This is a genomic window from Streptomyces sp. Ru72, from assembly GCF_002920635.1.
GTDB lineage: Bacteria > Actinomycetota > Actinomycetes > Streptomycetales > Streptomycetaceae > Streptomyces.
The window spans coordinates 1-19,416 of record NZ_PQSR01000133.1; the positions used below are offsets into that span (position 1 = coordinate 1).

Annotated in this window: 19 protein-coding genes; 9 read left to right on the forward strand and 10 right to left on the reverse strand. The window is 71.6% G+C overall.

Features of this window, described 5'->3' with window-relative positions:
• Nucleotides 1–411: 411 nt before the first annotated feature.
• The 7 genes from rhaI to C3488_RS35535 all read left to right on the forward strand — a co-directional run bounded on the left by rhaI (nt 412) and on the right by C3488_RS35535 (nt 9,325).
• Nucleotides 412–1,572, forward strand: a complete 1,161-nt coding sequence (gene rhaI / locus C3488_RS35505; protein WP_103844997.1) for an L-rhamnose isomerase — start codon at nt 412–414, stop codon at nt 1,570–1,572.
• A gap of 186 nt (nt 1,573–1,758) precedes the next feature.
• A complete protein-coding gene (locus C3488_RS35510; protein WP_103844998.1) occupies nt 1,759–3,798 on the forward strand; it encodes a bifunctional aldolase/short-chain dehydrogenase in 2,040 nt (679 codons plus the stop codon).
• 5 nt (nt 3,799–3,803) lie between these two features.
• Nucleotides 3,804–5,240, forward strand: a complete 1,437-nt coding sequence (locus C3488_RS35515) for a rhamnulokinase family protein (protein WP_103844999.1) — start codon at nt 3,804–3,806, stop codon at nt 5,238–5,240.
• Nucleotides 5,241–5,312: 72 nt separating this feature from the next.
• A complete protein-coding gene (locus C3488_RS35520) occupies nt 5,313–6,068 on the forward strand; it encodes a (Fe-S)-binding protein (protein ID WP_103845000.1) in 756 nt (251 codons plus the stop codon).
• A complete protein-coding gene (locus tag C3488_RS35525; RefSeq protein WP_103845001.1) occupies nt 6,065–7,549 on the forward strand; it encodes a LutB/LldF family L-lactate oxidation iron-sulfur protein in 1,485 nt (494 codons plus the stop codon). The genes C3488_RS35520 and C3488_RS35525 overlap by 4 nt, the downstream gene beginning before the upstream one ends.
• Nucleotides 7,546–8,193 (forward strand): lactate utilization protein C, encoded by a 648-nt coding sequence (locus tag C3488_RS35530; RefSeq protein ID WP_103845002.1) that lies wholly within the window; start codon nt 7,546–7,548, stop codon nt 8,191–8,193. Before C3488_RS35525 ends, C3488_RS35530 begins: the two co-directional genes overlap by 4 nt.
• Nucleotides 8,194–8,215: 22 nt before the next feature.
• Nucleotides 8,216–9,325 carry an ABC transporter ATP-binding protein gene (locus C3488_RS35535; protein ID WP_103845003.1) on the forward strand — a complete coding sequence of 370 codons (1,110 nt, stop codon included), beginning with the start codon at nt 8,216–8,218 and terminating at the stop codon, nt 9,323–9,325.
• On the opposite strand, the gene C3488_RS35540 is transcribed toward C3488_RS35535, so the two are convergent.
• Complete coding sequence (locus tag C3488_RS35540; RefSeq protein WP_103845004.1) at nt 9,315–10,928, reverse strand: multicopper oxidase family protein; 1,614 nt, start codon at nt 10,926–10,928, stop codon at nt 9,315–9,317. The genes C3488_RS35535 and C3488_RS35540 overlap by 11 nt on opposite strands.
• The gene (locus tag C3488_RS35545) at nt 10,925–11,389 is read right to left on the reverse strand and encodes a hypothetical protein (RefSeq protein ID WP_146067994.1); all 465 of its coding nucleotides are present in this window, start codon (nt 11,387–11,389) and stop codon (nt 10,925–10,927) included. The genes C3488_RS35540 and C3488_RS35545 overlap by 4 nt, the downstream gene beginning before the upstream one ends.
• 68 nt (nt 11,390–11,457) lie before the next feature.
• Between C3488_RS35545 and C3488_RS35550 the strand changes: the two genes are divergently transcribed.
• The gene (locus C3488_RS35550; RefSeq protein ID WP_103845006.1) at nt 11,458–11,913 is read left to right on the forward strand and encodes a MarR family winged helix-turn-helix transcriptional regulator; all 456 of its coding nucleotides are present in this window, start codon (nt 11,458–11,460) and stop codon (nt 11,911–11,913) included.
• A 150-nt stretch (nt 11,914–12,063) separates the two neighbouring features.
• Here C3488_RS35550 and C3488_RS35555 read toward each other — a convergent pair whose 3' ends face one another.
• The 6 genes from C3488_RS35555 to C3488_RS35580 form a co-directional block, all read right to left on the reverse strand.
• The gene (locus tag C3488_RS35555; protein WP_103845007.1) at nt 12,064–12,999 is read right to left on the reverse strand and encodes an ABC transporter substrate-binding protein; all 936 of its coding nucleotides are present in this window, start codon (nt 12,997–12,999) and stop codon (nt 12,064–12,066) included.
• Nucleotides 12,996–13,667: an ABC transporter permease gene (locus tag C3488_RS35560; protein WP_103845008.1), complete on the reverse strand. Its 672-nt coding sequence runs from the start codon at nt 13,665–13,667 to the stop codon at nt 12,996–12,998. The genes C3488_RS35555 and C3488_RS35560 overlap by 4 nt, the downstream gene beginning before the upstream one ends.
• Nucleotides 13,664–14,344: an ABC transporter permease gene (locus tag C3488_RS35565; RefSeq protein ID WP_103845009.1), complete on the reverse strand. Its 681-nt coding sequence runs from the start codon at nt 14,342–14,344 to the stop codon at nt 13,664–13,666. Before C3488_RS35565 ends, C3488_RS35560 begins: the two co-directional genes overlap by 4 nt.
• Nucleotides 14,345–14,522: 178 nt before the next feature.
• Nucleotides 14,523–15,983 carry an aminotransferase class I/II-fold pyridoxal phosphate-dependent enzyme gene (locus tag C3488_RS35570; RefSeq protein ID WP_103845010.1) on the reverse strand — a complete coding sequence of 487 codons (1,461 nt, stop codon included), beginning with the start codon at nt 15,981–15,983 and terminating at the stop codon, nt 14,523–14,525.
• A gap of 29 nt (nt 15,984–16,012) precedes the next feature.
• Complete coding sequence (locus C3488_RS35575) at nt 16,013–16,222, reverse strand: hypothetical protein (protein WP_103845011.1); 210 nt, start codon at nt 16,220–16,222, stop codon at nt 16,013–16,015.
• Between the two features lie 51 nt (nt 16,223–16,273).
• Nucleotides 16,274–16,939: a UdgX family uracil-DNA binding protein gene (locus C3488_RS35580; RefSeq protein ID WP_103845012.1), complete on the reverse strand. Its 666-nt coding sequence runs from the start codon at nt 16,937–16,939 to the stop codon at nt 16,274–16,276.
• A 138-nt stretch (nt 16,940–17,077) separates the two neighbouring features.
• On the opposite strand from C3488_RS35580, the gene C3488_RS35585 reads away from it, so the two are divergent.
• On the forward strand, nt 17,078–17,431 hold the full coding sequence (locus C3488_RS35585) for an ANTAR domain-containing protein (RefSeq protein WP_103845013.1): 354 nt from the start codon (nt 17,078–17,080) through the stop codon (nt 17,429–17,431).
• 204 nt (nt 17,432–17,635) lie between these two features.
• On the opposite strand, the gene C3488_RS35590 is transcribed toward C3488_RS35585, so the two are convergent.
• Both C3488_RS35590 and C3488_RS35595 read right to left on the reverse strand, forming a co-directional pair.
• Complete coding sequence (locus C3488_RS35590; RefSeq protein WP_103845014.1) at nt 17,636–18,430, reverse strand: SigB/SigF/SigG family RNA polymerase sigma factor; 795 nt, start codon at nt 18,428–18,430, stop codon at nt 17,636–17,638.
• Between the two features lie 193 nt (nt 18,431–18,623).
• Nucleotides 18,624–19,416, reverse strand: a 793-nt coding sequence (locus C3488_RS35595) for an alpha amylase C-terminal domain-containing protein (RefSeq protein WP_181139327.1), incomplete at its 5' end; no start/stop codon positions are given.

The window sequence follows — 19,416 nt, forward strand, 5'->3', positions numbered from 1 at the left end:
GCCGTTCTCGCCGGCGAGCGCGTGCACCTCACCGGGGAACAGTTCCAGGGACACGTCTCTCAGGGCGCGCACCGCGCCGAAGGACTTGGAGATGTCCCTGAGCGCCAGCACCGGGGCCGGACCCGTGTCGGACGGGTGGGTCATGGGGGCTCCTCGACGACACCGGCAGGTAGTCCTCGCGGCGTCGTGAAAGGTTTCAACTTGGTTGCCGGGACGTTAGGCGGGCCAGCCATGTCGCGTCAATGGGGTCGCCTCGAAAAATTTCGATAGGCAACGTCACGACGCGGTCACGGCAGGATCGGCCCGCCGAAAGCCTTGACACTCCAGGTAGAGGCTCCTAGCTTCCCTTCCTGAATCGTTTCACGCATGGCGTCCCCCACCCATGCCCACCGATGCCACAGGAGCCCCCAAGTGACCGAGCTCGCCGCGGTGAAGGCCGCTCTGAAGACCCAGGCCGTCGAGACGCCGTCATGGGCGTACGGGAACTCGGGCACGCGCTTCAAGGTGTTCGCGCAGGCAGGCGTCCCCCGCGATCCGCGCGAGAAACTGGACGACGCGGCGAAGGTGCACGAGTTCACGGGCGTCGCGCCGACCGTGGCACTGCACATCCCGTGGGACAAGGTGGACGACTACGGCGCGCTCGCCAAGTACGCGCAGGAGCGCGGCGTGAGGCTCGGCGCGATCAACTCCAACACCTTCCAGGACGACGACTACAAGCTCGGCAGCATCTGCCATCCGGACGCGGCGGTGCGGCGCAAGGCCGTCGATCATCTGCTGGAGTGCGTCGACATCATGGACGCCACCGGGTCGAGGGACCTGAAGCTGTGGTTCGCGGACGGGACGAACTACCCCGGGCAGGACGACATCCGTGCGCGGCAGGACCGGCTCGCGGAGGGCCTCGCCGAGGTGTACGAGCGGCTGGGCGACGGGCAGCGGATGCTGCTGGAGTACAAGTTCTTCGAGCCGGCCTTCTACACGACGGACGTGCCGGACTGGGGGACGGCGTACGCGCACTGCCTGAAGCTGGGACCCAAGGCGCAGGTGGTGGTGGACACCGGGCACCACGCACCGGGCACCAACATCGAGTTCATCGTGGCGACGCTGCTGCGCGAGGGCAAGCTCGGGGGGTTCGACTTCAACTCGCGGTTCTACGCCGACGACGACCTGATGGTGGGGGCCGCGGATCCGTTCCAGCTGTTCCGGATCATGTACGAGGTGGTGCGCGGGGGCGGGTTCACCTCCGAGGTCGCCTTCATGCTCGACCAGTGCCACAACATCGAGGCGAAGATCCCGGCGATCATCCGCTCGGTGATGAACGTCCAGGAGGCCACGGCCAAGGCGCTGCTGGTGGACCGGGAGGCGCTCGCCGCGGCGCAGCGGGCGGGAGATGTGCTGGGCGCCAACGCGGTGCTCATGGACGCGTACAACACGGACGTTCGTCCGCTGCTGGCGGAGGTGCGGGAGGAGATGGGGCTGGACCCCGACCCCATGGGGGCGTACGCCCGGTCCGGATGGGCTCAGAAGATCGTTGAGGAGCGCGTGGGCGGTCAGCAGGCCGGTTGGGGTGCGTAGGCGCTGCGCTGCGTCTGCCGGGTAAGGCCGTTCGCAGACTGCGGGCCGGATGTGGTTGGTCGCTCCCCCAAGTTCTCGGCTTCGCTCGAACAGGGGGACCCCCATCGCGGCGGAGCCGCAAATCGATACAGACCCGCGCCCCTATGGGGCGCGCTCCACTCACCCCTCGTCTATGAAGGACTGGATATGTCGCTCCACCCCGAAGCCGCCGCTCTCCTCGCCCGTTCCCATCGGCTCGGCTCCGATCCCCGTAACACCAACTACGCCGGCGGCAACGCCTCCGCCAAGGGCACCGACACCGACCCCGTCACCGGCGGTGATGTCGAGCTGATGTGGGTCAAGGGGTCCGGGGGTGATCTCGGAACCCTGACCGAGGCCGGGCTGGCGGTGTTGCGGCTCGACCGGCTGCGGGCCCTCGTCGACGTCTACCCCGGTGTCGAGCGGGAGGACGAGATGGTCGCCGCGTTCGACTACTGTCTGCACGGCAAGGGCGGGGCCGCCCCCTCCATCGACACCGCCATGCACGGTCTCGTGGACGCGCCCCATGTCGACCACCTCCACCCCGACTCCGGGATCGCGCTCGCCTGCGCGGCCGACGGGGAGAAGCTGACCGCCGAGTGCTTCGGCGACACCGTGGTGTGGGTGCCGTGGCGGCGGCCCGGGTTCCAGCTCGGGCTGGACATCGCCGCCATCAAGGAGGCCAACCCGCAGGCCATCGGCTGCATCCTGGGCGGGCACGGCATCACCGCCTGGGGAGCCACCTCGAAGGAGTGCGAGCGCAACTCCCTGCACATCATCCGCACCGCCGAGGCCTTCCTCGCCGAGCGGGGCCGGCCCGAGCCGTTCGGCCCGGTGATCGAGGGGTACGAGGCCCTGCCCGAGACCGAGCGCCGGGGGCGGGCCGCGGCCCTCGCGCCGCATGTCCGGGCGATCGCGTCCCAGGACAGGCCGCAGGTCGGGCACTTCACCGACTCCGAGGTCGTCCTCGACTTCGTGGCGCGAGCCCAGCACCCTCGGCTCGCCGCGCTGGGCACCTCCTGCCCGGACCACTTCCTGCGCACCAAGGTCCGTCCGCTGGTCCTCGACCTTCCGCCGACGGCGCCGCTGGAGGAGGCCGTCACCCGGCTGAAGGAACTGCACACCGCCTACCGCGAGGAGTACGCCGCCTACTACAAGAGGCACGCTCTGCCCGACTCCCCCGCCATGCGGGGGGCCGACCCGGCGATCGTGCTCGTGCCCGGCGTCGGCATGTTCTCCTTCGGCAAGGACAAGCAGACCGCCCGCGTGGCCGGCGAGTTCTACGTCAACGCGATCAACGTGATGCGCGGCGCCGAGGCCGTGTCGACGTACGCGCCGATCGAGGAGTCCGAGAAGTTCCGCATCGAGTACTGGGCCCTGGAGGAGGCCAAGCTCCAGCGGATGCCGAAGCCCAAGCCGCTGGCCACGCGGGTGGCGCTGGTGACGGGGGCCGGCAGCGGGATCGGCAAGGCGATCGCCGCGCGGCTGGTGGCCGAGGGCGCCTGCGTCGTCGTCGCCGACCTCGACGCCGAGAACGCCGCCGCCGTGGCCGAGGAGCTGGGCGGGCCGGACAAGGCCGTCGCCGTGACGGTCGACGTCACCTCCGAGGAGCAGATCGCGGACGCCTTCAAGGCCGCCGTGCTGGCGTTCGGTGGCGTCGACCTCGTGGTCAACAACGCCGGCATCTCCGTCTCCAAGCCGCTGCTGGAGACCTCGGTGAAGGACTGGGACCTCCAGCACGACATCATGGCCCGCGGCTCCTTCCTCGTCTCGCGGGAGGCGGCCCGCGTGATGATCTCCCAGGAGCTGGGCGGCGACATCGTCTACATCGCCTCCAAGAACGCCGTCTTCGCCGGACCCAACAACATCGCCTACTCCGCGACGAAGGCCGACCAGGCGCACCAGGTGCGGCTGCTGGCCGCCGAGCTGGGCGAGCACGGCATCCGCGTGAACGGGGTCAACCCGGACGGGGTGGTGCGCGGCTCCGGCATCTTCGCGGGCGGCTGGGGCGCGCAGCGCGCGGCCGTGTACGGGGTGCCGGAGGAGAAGCTCGGCGAGTTCTACGCCCAGCGGACCATCCTCAAGCGGGAGGTGCTGCCGGAGCACGTCGCGAACGCCGTGTTCGCGCTGACCGGCGGGGACCTCACCCACACCACGGGACTGCACATCCCGGTCGACGCCGGCGTCGCGGCCGCCTTCCTGCGGTGAGCGCCGTGCAGTCTTACGCCGCGGTCGACCTCGGCGCGTCCAGCGGGCGCGTCATGGTCGGCCGCGTGGGCCCCGGCACCCTGGAGCTGACCGAGGCGCACCGCTTCCCGAACCGGCCCGTGCGGATCCCCGAGGGGCTGCGCTGGGACATCCTGTCGCTGTACGCGGGCGTCATCGAAGGGCTGCGCGCGGCCGGCCGGGTCGACTCGGTCGGCATCGACAGCTGGGCCGTGGACTACGGCCTGCTGGACGCGGACGGAGCCCTGCTCGGCAACCCCGTCCACTACCGGGACGCCCGCACGGAGGGGGTCGCGGAGAAGGTCTGGGCCACCGTCCCCGCGGAGGAGTTGTACGCCGCGACCGGCCTTCAGTACGCGCCCTTCAACACCCTGTACCAGCTGACCGCGGCCCGCTCCACCGTCCGACTCGCCCAGGCCGAGCGGCTGTTGCTCATCCCGGACCTGCTGACGTACTGGCTGACGGGCGAGCAGGGCACCGAGCTGACCAACGCCTCCACCACCCAGCTCATCGACCCCCGCACGCGCGACTGGGCGTACGGCGTCGCGACCCGGCTGGACATCGACCTGAGCCTGTTCGCACCGCTGCGCCGGCCCGGCGACCCGGCCGGTGTGCTGCGGCCCGAGGTGCTGGACGAGACGGGTCTGCGGGGTCCCGTGCCGGTGACCGCCGTGGGCTCGCACGACACGGCGTCCGCGGTGGCCGCCGTACCGGCCGTCGATGAGCGGTTCGCCTACATCTGCACCGGCACCTGGTCGCTGGCCGGCCTGGAGCTCCGGGCACCCGTGCTGACCGAGGAGAGCCGGGCCGCGAACTTCACCAACGAACTCGGCCTGGACGGCACGGTCCGCTATCTGCGCAACATCATGGGTCTGTGGCTGCTCCAGGAGTGCGTACGGGAGTGGGGCGACCCGGACCTGCCCGAGCTGCTGTCGGCCGCCGCCGAGGTCCCGGCGCTGCGGTCCGTGGTGGACGCCGGCGACACGGCGTTCCTGGCGCCCGGGCGGATGCCGGCGCGCATCGCCGAGGCGTGCCGGGCCTCGGGGCAGCCGGTGCCGGACTCCCCCGCCGAGGTCACACGGTGCATCCTCGACTCGCTCGCGCTCGCCCACCGCCGGGCCGTGTCCGAGGCCCAGCGGCTCGCCGACCACCCGGTGGACGTGGTCCACATCGTCGGGGGCGGCACCCGCAACGCCCTGCTGTGCCAGCTGACCGCCGACGCCTGCGGGCTGCCGGTGGTGGCCGGTCCGACGGAGGCGGCCGCCCTCGGGAACGTCCTCGTCCAGGCCCGCGCCCACGGGCTCGTCGGCGACCGGGCCGAGATGCGCCGGCTGCTCGCCGCCACCCAGCCGCTCACGCGGTACGAACCGCGCGGCGACACGGCCCTGTGGCGCGCGGCGGAGTCCCGGCTCGCCGCGTCCTGAGCCGGGGTCTCCCCCAGACCGCGCCCGCCGACTACCCTGCACTCATCCGATGATCGACCTCTAGGAGCCGCGATGCGTGTCGCCTTGTTCCTGACCTGCGTCAACGACACGCTCTATCCGGACACCGGCCGAGCGGTGGTGAAACTGCTGACCAGACTGGGCGTCGACGTCGACTTCCCGATGGCGCAGACCTGCTGCGGACAGGCCCACTACAACACCGGATACCGACACGAGGCCGAGCCGCTCGCCATGAAGTTCTCCGATGTCTTCCGTGACTACGAGGCGATCGTGACGCCGTCGGGGTCGTGCGGGGCGATGGTGCGGGAGCTGTATCCGCGGATGGGTGAACGGGCACGGGCCGAGGGCCGCGGGGACACACTCGCGGCCACCCTGGCACCCGTGGTCCCCAAGACCTACGAGCTGACGGAGTTCCTGGTGGACGTGCTGGGAGTGACCGATGTCGGCGCCTACTACCCGCACAAGGTGACCTACCACCCGACCTGCCACGGCCTGCGGGGCCTGGGCCTGGGCGACCGGCCCAGGCGGCTGCTCCAGGCCGTGAAGGGCCTTGAGCTGGCCGAGCTGCCGGGGGCCGAGGAGTGCTGCGGCTTCGGCGGCACGTTCGCGCTGAAGAACTCCGATGTCTCGGCGGCGATGGGCGCCGACAAGGTGCGCAACGCCGAGTCGACGGGCGCGGAGGTGCTGTGCGCGGCCGACAACTCCTGTCTGATGCACATCGGCGGCACGATGGCGCGTCTGAGGGTCGGGATGCGGCCGGTGCACATCGCGGAGATCCTGGCGAGCACGGAAGAGGAGCCGCTGGTATGAGCGGAACGTATCTCGGTATGCCCGCCTTCCCGGCGGCGGCGCACGAGGCGGTGCGCGACCGGACCCTGCGCGGCAATCTGCGCCATGCCACCCACACCATCCGCGCCAAGCGAGCCAAGGCGGTCGCGGAGGTGTCCGACTGGGCGGCGCTGCGGGAGGCGGGCCGGCAGATCAAGGACCACACGCTGCGCCATCTCGACCGGTATCTGGTGCAGTTGGAGGAGTCGGTGACCGCGGCTGGCGGCACCGTGCACTGGGCCACCGACGCGGACGAGGCCAACCGGATCGTGGCCGGACTGGTCAGGGCGACGGGCGAGTCCGAAGTCGTCAAGGTCAAGTCGATGGCCACCCAGGAGATCGGCCTCAACGAGGCCCTGGAGGCGGAGGGCATCCGCGCCTACGAGACGGACCTGGCCGAACTGATCGTCCAGTTGGGCAAGGACCGCCCCTCCCACATCCTCGTCCCGGCGATCCACCGCAACCGCGGCGAGATCCGGGACATCTTCCGCTCCGAGATGGCCGAGTGGGGCCGTCCCGCCCCCGAGGGACTGACCGACACCCCCGCCGAACTCGCCGAGGCGGCCCGGCTGCACCTGCGGGAGAAGTTCCTGCGCGCCAAGGTCGGGATCTCCGGCGCGAACTTCATGGTCGCCGAGACCGGCACGCTGGTCGTGGTGGAGTCCGAGGGCAACGGGCGGATGTGCCTCACCCTCCCCGAGACGCTGATCTCGGTGGTCGGCATCGAGAAGATCGTGCCGACCTGGCGGGACCTGGAGGTGTTCCTGCAGACCCTGCCGCGCTCCTCCACGGCCGAGCGCATGAACCCGTACACCAGCACCTGGACCGGCACGACCGACGAGGACGGACCGAGGACCTTCCATCTGGTCCTGCTCGACAACGGGCGCACCGACACGCTCGCCGACCAGGTGGGCCGCCAGGCGCTGCGCTGCATCCGCTGCTCGGCGTGTCTCAACGTCTGCCCGGTGTACGAGCGGGCGGGCGGACACGCCTACGGCTCGGTGTACCCGGGGCCCATCGGCGCGATCCTCAGTCCCCAGCTGAGGGGCACGCAGAGCGAGATCGACGCCTCGCTGCCGTACGCGTCCTCGCTGTGCGGTGCCTGCTACGAGGTGTGCCCGGTCGCCATCGACATCCCCGAGGTGCTGGTGCATCTGCGGGAACGGGTCGTGCAGGGCGGGCCGGTGACACGCGGCGGCAACAAGGTCGTGCTGCGGCCCGCGAAGGGGCATGCCGCCGAGCGGGCGGCGATGCGGGCGGCACGCTGGGCGTTCGGCCGCCCCGGGGCGCTGCGGACGGGTCAGCGGCTGGCGTCCCGCTCGCGCCGCTTCCTTCCACGGACGCTGCCGGGCCCCGGCCGGGCGTGGAGCGCGAGCCGGGACCTGCCGCAGGTGCCGGCGGAGCCGTTCCGCGACTGGTGGCAGCGGACCCGGGGCGGCAAGGACGGAGGCGAGGGAAAGTGACCAGCAGAGAGCAGATCCTGGGCCGGGTGCGGCGCGCGCTGGCGGACGTACCGAAGGACGACACGGCGTACGACCAGGCCGTTTCCCGGGACTATCTGCGGCAGCACGGCGACCGCACCGTCGAGGAGACGGTCGATCTGCTGGCGGAGAACCTGGCGGACTACCGGGCGGTCGTGCACCGGGCGGACGCGGAGGAGCTGCCGTACCTCATCATGCGGCTGCTTGCCGAACGCGGGTCGCAGTATGTGCTCGTCCCCCCGGGGCTTCCCCCCGAGTGGATGTCGGCCGCCGATCCCACACGCGTCCACGACCGAGCCGCGAGCACGCCGCAGGACCTGGACAAGGTGCAGAGCGTGGTCACCGGCTGCGCCGTCGCCATCGCCGAGACCGGCACCATCGTGCTGGACGGCGCACCGGACCAGGGCCGCCGCCGTATCACTCTGGTCCCCGACCACCACATCTGTGTGGTGCGCGTGCCCGACCAGGTGGTCTCCTCCGTCCCCCAGGCCCTGGAACGACTCGACCCGGCACGCCCGCTGACATGGATCTCCGGGCCGTCCGCGACGAGCGACATCGAGCTGGACCGGGTCGAGGGGGTGCACGGTCCGCGCACCCTGGAGGTGGTGCTGGTGAGCGGTGAGTGACCGGCGCGGTTAGCGTGAGGGAATGATCCGGTTCGAGCAGGTCACCAAGCGGTATCCGGACGGCACGACGGCCGTGCGCGACCTCTGGTTCGAGGTCGCCGAGGGTGAACTGGTCACGCTCGTCGGGCCGTCCGGCTGCGGCAAGACGACCACGATGATGCTGGTCAACCGGCTGGTGGAACCCACCTCCGGGCGTGTCGTGGTGGGCGGTGAGGACGTCTCGGCCGTCGATCCGGTGCGGCTGCGGCGCCGGATCGGCTACGTCATCCAGCAGGTGGGGCTGTTCCCGCACCGGACCGTGCTCGACAACACGGCCACCGTCCCGCTGCTGCTCGGCTGGCCGAGGGCGAGGGCACGGGCGCGCGCAGCCGAGCTGCTGGAGCTGGTGGGACTGGACCCGAGGACGTACGGGCCGCGCTACCCCGACCAGTTGTCGGGCGGTCAGCGGCAACGGGTCGGAGTGGCGCGGGCGCTCGCCGCCGATCCCCCCGTGCTGCTGATGGACGAGCCGTTCGGAGCGGTCGACCCGGTGGTGCGGAAGCAGCTGCAGGACGAGTTCCTGCGGATGCAGGCGGCCGTGCGCAAAACAGTGCTGCTGGTCACGCACGACATCGAGGAAGCGGTGCGGCTGGGCGACCGGATCGCGGTGTACGGACAGGGGCGCGTCGAGCAGTTCGACACGCCGGGGGCGGTGCTGGGCCGGCCTGCCACGCCGTATGTCGCCGCTTTCGTGGGCGCGGACCGTGGGCTGAAGCGGCTGTCGGTGACGGAGGTCCAGCCGGGCGACCTCGGACAGCCGCCGGTCACCCGCCTCGAGGAGCCCGCCCGGCGGGCCGAGGCCCGGTTGCGCGCCGAGGGCGCACTCCGGGCGGTCGTCCTCGACGCGGAGGGCGGTCTGCACGGCTGGGTCGGCACCGAGGAGCTGGCGGGCGGCGGCCTCGTCCGCGACCACGCCCACCTGATGGACTGCTGGGTTCCGGTGGGCGCTTCGCTCAAGCAGGCGTTCGAGGTGATGCTCCGGCACGACGCCGGGTGGGTGGCGGTCCTGGACGGGGCACGTTTCCTCGGTGTCCTCACCCCGGCCGGACTGCACGAGGCGCTGCGCCGCTCGGCGGACGGGTTCACTCCGTGACGAAGTCGCCCATCATCGCCATGTCCTCGTGTTCCAGGTTGTGACAGTGCAGCATGTAGCGGCCCGGGTAGTCGGTGAACCGGGTGACGATCTCCACGGATTCGGCGGGACGCAGGTCGACCGTGTCCTTCCAGCCCGCGTCGTACGGCCCGGGCGAGCGGCCGTTGCGGGCGGTCACCCGGAAATGGTTCAGGTGGAGATGGACGGGGTGATGGAAGTCGGTGACGAACCGCCACACCTCGGTGGTGCCGAGCCGGACGGTTGCCAGGGGCCTGCCGGGCTCGTAGGGGCGGCCGTTGATGGTCCAGCCGGTGGATCCGGCGCTCCGCTGGAAGTGGAACGTCCGCACCGCCGTGGCCCGGTCCGGGCGCGGCGTGGGTATCGCGGACAGCCGGGCCGGTATGCGTGAGTCGTCGGCCGGTGGCCGGGCGGTGGAGACGTCGAACCGCATCACGGCCGCCGTGCTGCCGCTGCCCAACTGGTTGACCAGCCGTACACGGGTGCCGGGCCGGTAGCGGGAGAAGTCGACGACCACGTCGAAGCGTTCGGCCGGGGCGATGTCCAGCGAGTCGTGCGCGAGCGGCGTCTGAAGCAGGCCGCCGTCGCCGCCGATCTGCACCAGACCGCCGCCGCCCGGGGGCGGAGGGTCGAGCGCCAGACGGTAGCGGCGGGCGTTCGAGGCGTTGAGCAGGCGCAGCCGGTAGCGCAGCCGCCGGGTCGGAAGTACCGGCCAGGGTGCCCCGTTGACCAGGATGACGTCGCCCAGGACGCCGTCCATGTAGCGCTCGCTGACGCCTGGTGTGTGCTGTGCCGCGTCCAGGGCCGGGTACCGGAAGGAGCCGTCGGCCGCGAAGGACCGGTCGGTGATCATCAAGGGGACGTCGCGGTCGCCGCGGGGCAGCGGCAGCGCCTCTTCCTCGTCGTCGTGGACGAGGTGGAAACCAGCGAGGCCGTGCCAGACGTTCGGGCCGGTGAAGCCCATGCGGTGGTCGTGGTACCAGAGGGTGGCGGCCCGTTGCTCCATCGGATACGTGTACGTGCGCAGGACCGCTGCAATGTCGTGGGAGTCGGCGGTCCCGGCCGTGCCGGTCGTCCCCGGCATCCCCGCCGTCCCCGGCATCACCGCCATGTCGTCCGCACCGGTCACCGTGCCGCCGCGCGGCAGGATCAGCGCGGTCGGATAGCCGTCGCTGCCGTACGGTGTGTGGCCGCCGTGCAGGTGGACGACGGTCGGGTGCGGCAGTTCGTTGCGGTGGCGCACCACCGTGCGGCGCCCCGAGCGCGAGACCAGCGTGGGCCCGGGGAAGGTGCCGCCGTAGGTCCAGGCGGTGGTCTCCAGACCGGGCAGGATACGCAGGCGCGCCGTCCGCTGGGTGATCTCGTACACGTCCGTCGTGCCGTCGGAGCGCACCGGCGGGAGCACGGACGGCACGGGCAGCGGCACCGCGAACCGCGGCGGCAGGGGAGCCTGGCTGCGCAGCAGCAGCCCCGGCTGACCGGGGGTGAGCGCGCCCGAGGCCATGGCCCATCCGCCGGCGGTGAGCGCGCCGCCGCCGAGGGCCGCCGCGGCGAGCAGGCGGCGTCGGCCGATGCCCCCGCTCATGCGCGTCCCTCCGCACGACGGGAACGCTCCGGGCGCCATGCCCAGACCAGCATCAGCACGGTGCAGGCGATGATCGCCACGCCCAGCGGGACGTGGACGGCGAGCACGCGCGCGTACCCCATGGCGATCTGTCCCGCCTCCGCCCCGAACAGCGCGGCGCTGATCAGGGCCGGCCGGCCGGGCCCGCCACCGGGCCGCCACAGCAGCACCGAAGCCACGATCTGGGCGACGGCGACGATCCCGGTGGCGGTCGCGTTGAGGGCGTGCAGGTCGAGGGCTCCGTAGTGACCGGACAGGAAGCTCCCGGCCAGTACCGCCTGTCCGAGGGCCAGGACGGCCTCGCATGTCACCACGGTCCGGAAGAGCACGAGGGCCCAGGGCCGCACCGAGTGGCGGCCACCGTCGGCGGGTGCGGGCGGATCCGCCACCGGGCGCGGGGAAGGAACGATCTGATTAGGCATGGATGAGATAGTGCCAGATGGGACTATCTCTTGGGAACCAATCTCGGCTTGCCCTATGCTGGACGGCCATGAACGCCCCCCGCTCCGCCTCCCCCGCGCCCGATGCCGGCCCCGCGCGCATCGGCCCGCTGCTCCGTCTCGCCCAGCGACGGGCCGCACGGACGTTCGCCGAAGCGCTGCGTCCGCTCGGCATCGAGGGCCGGCACTACGGGGTGCTGCTCAACCTCACCAGGCACGGGGCGCTCAGCCAGCGCCGGCTCATCGACCTCACCGGCAGCGACAAGTCCTCGATGGTGCGCACGGTCGACGACCTGGAGGCCCGCGGTCTGGCCGTGCGGCGACCCTCGCCGACCGACCGGCGCGCCCACGCGGTGGAGCTGACCGAAGAGGGCGGAGCCCTGTTCGCCGAGGCCTCGCGGATCGCCGACGAGGTGGGTGCCCAGCTCCTGGACTGCCTGGAGGAGGACGACCAGGAACTGCTGTGCTCACTGCTGGAACGCTTCGTCGGAGCACCCGAGACGTAGGGCGTGCGCGTCAGGACCGGGCGGCGGACGGTGGCGGGCAACCCGACAGCCACGGCGCGCCCAGTCGGGCGTCGTGTCGTCCTGCTGGGGCGCGTCTCGTGCGGTGCCGCTCATCGGCTTCCTGAGCGGACGGGACGCCCACCCGCTGCGTCACTTCAGGAGACCCTTGTCCTCGAGGTACGCGCGGGCCACGTCCTGCGGCAACCGCCGCCAGCTGTCCACCCGCTGGTTCAGGGACGTCAGGTCCTCCGTCGTCAGGACCGAGTTGAGAGCGCCCAGGGCCTTGGTGACACGGACGCCGCCCGCCCGGGCGCGGTTGACGACCGGGACGACGTAGTCCGCGTTCTGCAGGTGTCTGTCGTCGGCGAGCAGCACGAGCCCGAACGCGTCGAGGGTGGCGTCCGTCGTGGTGGTCAGCACCATCTGGTCCCGCCCGTCCCGGACGGCCCGCTTGGCCTGCGTGGTGCCGACGCCCTTGGGGTCGACACCGGTGATGTCGATGCCGTACGTCTTCCTCAAGCCCGGTGCGCAGTACGGCCGGCGCACGCATTCGTCCCCGGCCGCGAGCCGCACCTTCAGGCCGGAGCGACCGAGGTCGCTCAGGGTCCTCAGGTGGTGGTCGCGGGCGTACGCGCGGGTCACCGCGAAGGCGTTCCGGTCGACCGCGCGGCCCGGGTCGAGCACCGTCAGCCCGCGGGGCGCGGTCAGTCTCCGCAGCGCGCTCATGGTGGCGGCGAGGTCCGGCGAGCCGGCGGGCGCGGCCCCGGCGCCGTGGGTCCTCGCCTGGAGCCAGTCCGCGAAGGTGGCCGCGTACTCCGGGATCACGTCGATCTGCCCGGACTCCAGGGCGGGTTCGTACAGTTCGCGGTTGGCGACGGTGATGAGGGAGGTCGTGTAGCCGGCCCGGTCCAGCAGCAGGGCGTACATGTGGGCGAGCAGGTCGCTCTCGGTGAAGCCGGCCGAGCCGACCGTCAGGTGCCTGCTGTCGCCGGGCGGCGCGGTGACCCGGCCCCGGGTCTCCAGGGAGGGGCCCGTCACACAGCCGGCGACCAGCAGGACGGACGCGAGCGCCGCGTACCGTCTCATCGCCGGTCCCTCGAACGGCGCGGCGCCAGCCGCTCGACGGCCTCGAAGATCCCCTCGACCACCAGGGCGAACGCGGCCACCAGGGCCGCCCCGGCGACTACTTGAGGCGTACTGGCCAGGTTGAAGCCCGCGGTGATGATGCGGCCGAGTCCGCCGCCGCCGGCCAGCGCGGCGATCGTGGCGGTGGCGACGAGCTGGACGGCGGCGATGCGCACCCCGCCCAGCACCATGGGGAGCGACAGGGGCAGTTCCACGCGAAGGAGCAGCTGCCGGCCGGTCATGCCCATTCCCCGCGCCGCTCGCACCACGTCGGGGTCGACCTCCCGTATGCCGACGTACGCGTTGGTCAGCAGCGGAGGCACCGCGAACAGCACGAGAGCGACGACGGTCGGGCCGTCGCCCCAAGCGCCGATCGGGGTGAGCAGCAGGAGCACCAGCACGGCGAAGGTGGGGACGGCGCGGCCCACGTTGGAGAGGTTGACGGCGAGTGCGCCGCCCTTGCCGAGGTGACCGAGGACGAGGGCGACGGGCAGTGCGATCAGGCAGCTGACGAGGAGACAGACGGCGGTCAGGACGAGGTGCTGCTGCAGCCGGTGCCCGATGCCGTCGTCGCCCGCCCAGTGCGCCGGGTCGGTGAGCCAGTGCCAGGTGCCGCCGAGGGTCCTCACCGGCTTCTCGCCCTCGCCCAGGGGGTCGCGAGCCGTTGCACACCGAGCAGCAGCACGTCGGCGGCCACCGCGATCAGCACGCACAGCACGGAGGCGGTCAGCACCTGTGCCTTGAAGTAGGTGTTCATGCCCGCGTAGATGAGGTTGCCGAGACCGCCGAAGCCGACGATCGCCCCGACCGTGACCAGGGACACCGCCGAGACGGTCGCGATGCGCAGGCCGGCCATGGCGGCGGGCAGGGCGAGCGGCAGCTCCACGGTCAGCAGCAACCGGATCGGCCCGTAGCCCATACCGAGCGCGGCCTGCCTGGTCTCCTCGGGAACGGCGCGCAGCCCCGCGAGGACGTTCCGGACGAGCAGGGTGAGCGAGTACAGGGCGAGCCCGGTGACGACCAGGGTCGCCGACAGCCCGTACAGGGGCAGGAGCAGCGAGAACATGGCCAGCGACGGAATCGTGTAGAGGACCGTGGTGACGCCGAGGACGGGTGCGGCGGCCCGGCGCAGGCGGCGCGCCAGGACCGCGAGCGGGACCGCGACGAGCAGTCCGATGACGACGGAGGCCGTGACCAGCTGCAGATGCTGGAGCACCGCGTCGAGGAGGATGTGGCGGCGGGTGCTCAGGTAGGCGCCGCAGATCCACTCGTTGCGGGCGAGGCAGTCGTCCGGGGGCGTGGTCACACGTCCATGGGACCGGCGGGCGAGGGACCGCGCTCGTTGTGGTGACCCGTCGGGGTGTCGCCGTCCGCAGCATGGCGACGGAGCGCTGGGCGGGGACACCCGTGGTCCCCGTGAGGTACCTACGGGCCGAGTGGCGGTCCCGCAGCGGGACCGCCCCTCGTGCGGGCGCGGAGAGGGTTCAGCGGCACACGCTGACGGTGCGCAGTTCGGGGTCGTCGGCGTCGGGGAGGTTCATGCCCGACTCCAGGCCCGTGCGCAGATAGCGCAGCACCGGCTCGGTGAGGCGTTCGCCCGGCAGGACGGCCGGGATGCCCGGCGGATAGGGCGTGATCATCTCGGCGGAGATCCGGCCTGCCGCCTGCTCCAGGGGCACGGACTCCTTGGGTCCGAAGTACGCGTCACGTGGCAGGCGCACCTGTTCGAGCCGCATCGCCTCTCCCGTCGGCACCTCGGGGTGCGGCAGACCGGCCGCGAGCTCGTCGGCGTGCCCGGCGAGGTCGCGCAGGGCCTGGAGCAGGGGCCGGGTGGTGTCGGGCGAGTCGGCGAAGGTGAGCTGTGCGCTGATCCGGCGGTGGTCGGAGAGGTGCATGTCGATGTGGTGTTCGGCGCGCAGCCAGTCGGCGGCGCGATAGCCGCTCGTGCCGAGGCCGCTGACGTCGATGGTGACGGGCAGCGGGTCGTAGTCCGCGGACAGGCCCGGCCCCACCAGATCGTCGCACCCGAGGACCTCCAGGCCCGGGATCTCCTCGACGCCGGCTCGGACCTGCCCCGCAAGGTGCAGCGCGTCGTCCAGCAGGTCCTTGCCGCGCAGGGCCATCTGGCGGCGCCAGGCGTCGAGTCCCGCGAAGATGAGGACGGAGGGACTGGTGGTGCCCAACAGGTCCGCACGCGACTTCAGGGAGGTGGGATCGATCAACGACCCCTGGAGATGGAAGACGGAGCCCTGTTCGAATCCGCTGCCCATCTTGTGGATGCTGGTCACGCAGACGTCCGCGCCGGCGTCCATCGCCCAGGACGGCAGATCCGGATGGAAGGGCAGGTGCGCGCCCCACGCCTCGTCGACGATGAGCGGCAGGCCGCGCGCGTGGCAGACCTCGGCGATCGCGGCCAGGTCCGCGCAGCCGCCGTACGGGGTCGGGCTGGTGACCAGGGCGCCGCGCGCCTCGGGATGGCGGTCGAGGGCCTCGGCGAAGGCCTGCGGTGAGGGGGCGTGGGCGAAGCGCTGCCGCTCGTCCCACTGCGGGTCGACCCAGACGGGCTCGATGCCGGCCAGGATCAGTCCGGAGACCACCGACTTGTGGGCGTCACGGCCCACCACCAGCTGCTCGTGCGGGCCCGCCACGGCGAGCATCGCGGCCTTCACGGACAGCGAGCTGCCGCAGGTGGTGAAGAAGGTGTGCTCGGCATGGACGGCGTCCGCCATCAGCTCCTCAGCCCGCACCAGGACGTCACCGGTCATGCGGCGGTCGTCGAGACCGCCCGAGGCGAGCACATCGGAGCTGAAGACGTCGCTCAGCAGCTCTCTGGCCTCCGGGTCGGCGCCGCGGGCCTGTTTGTGCCCGGGCGGGGTGAAGGCGAGCTCCCCACGCTCGTGGTAGCGGCGCAGGGCTTCGAGAATCGGCACTCGGGTGTGGTCCACGGGTGTTCCCTCCTTCGTCGAGCGGTGGGTCACGGCTCTCGGTCGGAGGGGCGTCCCTCGGCGGTCTTCCGGTTGGCCTGGAGACTCGGGGTGATCGGGTCACCCGCGCCGCCCCCGGTGCCCCCGCCGGTGTCGGTGTCGTCCTCGTGGCCCTGCTCCTTCACCTCCTCCAGAACCTCCTCGGTGGCAGTACGGGTCGGCTTCTTGCGCCACGGCAGGCGCGACAGGATCGTGCTCATGCCGGGCCGGGTACCCGCGGATCGCCGGATCAGGCGGGTACGGGGCGCCGCTCACCCCTGCCCGTTCAGCGCCCGCGCCGCCACCTTCAGGTCGGACACGAGCCCGGCGTACGCCGCCTCCCGGTCGTCGGCGCGCAGGATCGCCGAGGGGTGCACCGTCGCGACGACGTACTGCCCGTCGTCGGCGCCGGGCAGCGGCAGCAGGCTCCCGCGGTCCTTGCTCACCCGGAAGGAGCCGCCCAGCAGTGACTTGGCGGCGGTGGCGCCGAGGGCCACCACGACATCGGGCCGGATCAGGTCCAGCTCGGCGCGCAACCAGGGCTTGCAGGCGCTCATCTCGCGGAGGCTGGGCGCCTTGTGGATGCGCCTCTTGCCCCGTTCGGGGACGACGGTGAACTTGAAGTGCTTGACCGCGTTGGTGACATACGCGGTGCCGCGGTCGATACCGGCCTCGGTCAGCGCCTTGTCCAGCAGGCGTCCGGCCGGGCCCACGAAGGGTTCGCCCTGCCGGTCCTCCTGGTCGCCCGGCTGCTCGCCGACCAGCACGACCCGCGCCGAGGTGTCCCCCCGGCCGAACACGGTCTGGGTGGCGTTCTCGTACAGGGGGCAGCCGTGGCAGTCGGCGGCGGCACGCCGGTATGCGGCGAGATCACCACTGTCCGGCAGGAACGGGGTCGCGTCGTACGCGCTCGCCCGGGTGTCCTCGGAAGGGCTCATGGCTGCTTCACCTCCCCGGCCGACGGTCCTGACCCGGTCCCCGCAGTACCCCTTCTCCCGGCTCGCACACCCCTGGCCCGGTGGGGACGATGGAGGAAGCCCGACATCGGCGAAGACCACAGCACCCCGGAGGGGACGATGACCTCGAAAGCCCGTCCGGGAGAGGACGAGCCGGACGCCACCTCCCAGGCCGAGCGGATCTTCCAGCTGGAGGAGGAGATCTGCCAGCTGAAGGAGGCCGTCACCTCGCACGCGACGGTGGACCAGGCGATCGGCATGCTCGTCGCCCTCGGCCATGTGACGCCCGGCCAGGGATGGGAGGTGCTCCGGGAGGTCTCGCAGCGCGCGAACATCAAGCTGCGCAATGTCGCGGAGATGATACTGATCTGGGGCCGCGACGGGGATCTGCCGGACCACCTGCGCGTCCTTCTGGAGGACACGCTCGACCGCTACGGCCCCACGCAACTGCCGGAGGGTCCGCCGCCGCACTGACGCCGCGTGTTCCCGCCTCGTGTTTCAAACACCCTCTCGCGGATAGTCCGGAAGGTGTCGGCGCACTGGCCAACCGTTCCCGGGAGGGTTCGGCAGTGAGCCCACCGCAAACGGCCGTCCGGTCGACAAGCGGCTCGGGCGGCCGGATGCGACGCGAACCGATACCGCGGCGGGCCGGCAGGGCGGATCGGCCGGGGCCGGGCATCAGGCGCTGTCGGAGAGGGCCTCCTCACGCACACGCGCACAGCATCCGCTGAGCAGGCGCGAGACGTGCATCTGGGAGATGCCGAGCTGGCTCGCGATGCGGCTCTGGGTCATCCCCTGGAAGTAGCGCAGATAGAGGATGGTGCGCTCACGCTCGGGCAGCGAGCGCAGACACGGCTTGACGGCTTCCCGGTCGACGATCAGGTCGTAGCCGGCGTCGGAGTCGCCGAGTGCGTCACCGAGCGCGTAGCCGTCGTCGCTCCCGGCGACCTCCGCGTCCAGGGAGAGCGCGGTGAAGCTGTCCATCGCTTCCAGCCCCACCCGCACGTCGTCCTCGCTGAGATGCGCGTGCTCGGCGATCTCGGCGACGGTCGGGCCGTGCCCCGGGGTCTCCTGTCCGATCTCCTTGACGGCCGCCCGCACCCGGTTGCGCAGGTCCTGGACGCGCCGCGGCACGTGCAGGACCCACATGTGGTCCCGGAAGTGACGCTTGATCTCGCCGGTGATGGTGGGGATGGCATAGCTCTCGAACGCGTAGCCGCGCGCCGGCTCGTAGCGATCCACCGCCTTGACCAGCCCGAGAGCGGCCACCTGACACAGATCCTCGACGGACTCGCCCCTGCCTCTGTAGCGCCGGGCGATGCGCTCGGCCATCGGCAGCCACGACCGGACGATCTCGTCGCGCAGCGCCTGCCGCTCGGGGCCGTCGGGCAGCCCGCGCAGCTGAGCGAAGGCGTCGGTGGTGTCAGGGGCGTCGTCGTGCGGGTGTTGCTTTGCCTTGACCGTGATGCGCATGTGCTTGTCAACTCCCTCGAGGGGCTGATTGGACAGTCACCATGGGAGGGCGCACTCACGGAACAGCACGGGGAACACACCCGGGGCCGGTGAGCCGGCTCCCACGGACGTGCCTCCTGTCCGAAGCACTAATCAGCCCATTCCCGACTTTCTGGACGGCAAACAATTTCTCGGACAGAGTGACGGTCGGCGCTCACCCGACTGCGGGAAGCAGCCATACCGTGGCCAGGGGCGGAAGGATCAGACGGATGCCGTGTCCGGCACCCCGTTCGGGGACGAGGGGATCGTGGTTGCGAACGTCGCTGCCCCCGTACGCCGCCGCGTCCGTGTTCAGTACCTCGTGCCAGGCCGGGACGTCGTCCGGGACGCCCAGGCGGTACTCGTGCCGGACGACCGGCGAGAAGTTCGACACGGCCAGCAGAGGCCTGCCGTCCGAGTCGTGGCGCAGGAACGCGAACACGTTGTCGTCGGCGGCGTCCGAGACGACCCAGCGGAAGCCGGCCGGGTCGGTGTCCCGCTGCCACAGGGCCGGGGTGCGGCGGTAGACCGTGTTGAGGTCGCGGACCAGGTCCCGCACGCCCCGGTGGTCGGGTTCCGCCCCGTACTGCGGGTCGAGCAGCCACCAGTCGAGGCCCTGGGCCTGTGACCACTCGCCGCCCTGGGCGAACTCCTGCCCCATGAAGAGGAGTTGCTTGCCCGGGTGGGCCCACATGAAGCCCAGGTAGGCGCGGTGGTTGGCGCGCCGCTGCCACCAGTCGCCCGGCATCTTGGACACCAGGGCCTGCTTCCCGTGCACCACCTCGTCGTGGGAGATCGGCAGGACGTAGTTCTCGCTGTAGGCGTACACCATCGAGAACGTCATCTCGTCGTGGTGGTACCTGCGGTGGATCGGGTCCTTGGACACATAGACCAGGGAGTCGTGCATCCAGCCCATGTTCCACTTCAGGCCGAAGCCGAGGCCGCCCTGGTCGGTGGGTCTGGTGACG

Excerpts from the sequence above, each read along its gene's own strand:
- C3488_RS35585 (WP_103845013.1), top strand. The coding sequence starts at position 17,078 with ATGACCTCGAAAGCCCGTCCGGGAGAGGACGAGCCGGACGCCACCTCC.
- C3488_RS35545 (WP_146067994.1), bottom strand. The coding sequence starts at position 11,389 with ATGCCTAATCAGATCGTTCCTTCCCCGCGCCCGGTGGCGGATCCGCCC.
- C3488_RS35525 (WP_103845001.1), top strand. The coding sequence starts at position 6,065 with ATGAGCGGAACGTATCTCGGTATGCCCGCCTTCCCGGCGGCGGCGCAC.
- C3488_RS35540 (WP_103845004.1), bottom strand. The coding sequence starts at position 10,928 with ATGAGCGGGGGCATCGGCCGACGCCGCCTGCTCGCCGCGGCGGCCCTC.
- C3488_RS35580 (WP_103845012.1), bottom strand. The coding sequence starts at position 16,939 with ATGAGCCCTTCCGAGGACACCCGGGCGAGCGCGTACGACGCGACCCCG.
- C3488_RS35535 (WP_103845003.1), top strand. The coding sequence starts at position 8,216 with ATGATCCGGTTCGAGCAGGTCACCAAGCGGTATCCGGACGGCACGACG.
- C3488_RS35510 (WP_103844998.1), top strand. The coding sequence starts at position 1,759 with ATGTCGCTCCACCCCGAAGCCGCCGCTCTCCTCGCCCGTTCCCATCGG.
- C3488_RS35550 (WP_103845006.1), top strand. The coding sequence starts at position 11,458 with ATGAACGCCCCCCGCTCCGCCTCCCCCGCGCCCGATGCCGGCCCCGCG.
- C3488_RS35555 (WP_103845007.1), bottom strand. The coding sequence starts at position 12,999 with ATGAGACGGTACGCGGCGCTCGCGTCCGTCCTGCTGGTCGCCGGCTGT.
- C3488_RS35590 (WP_103845014.1), bottom strand. The coding sequence starts at position 18,430 with ATGCGCATCACGGTCAAGGCAAAGCAACACCCGCACGACGACGCCCCT.
- C3488_RS35575 (WP_103845011.1), bottom strand. The coding sequence starts at position 16,222 with ATGAGCACGATCCTGTCGCGCCTGCCGTGGCGCAAGAAGCCGACCCGT.
- C3488_RS35520 (WP_103845000.1), top strand. The coding sequence starts at position 5,313 with ATGCGTGTCGCCTTGTTCCTGACCTGCGTCAACGACACGCTCTATCCG.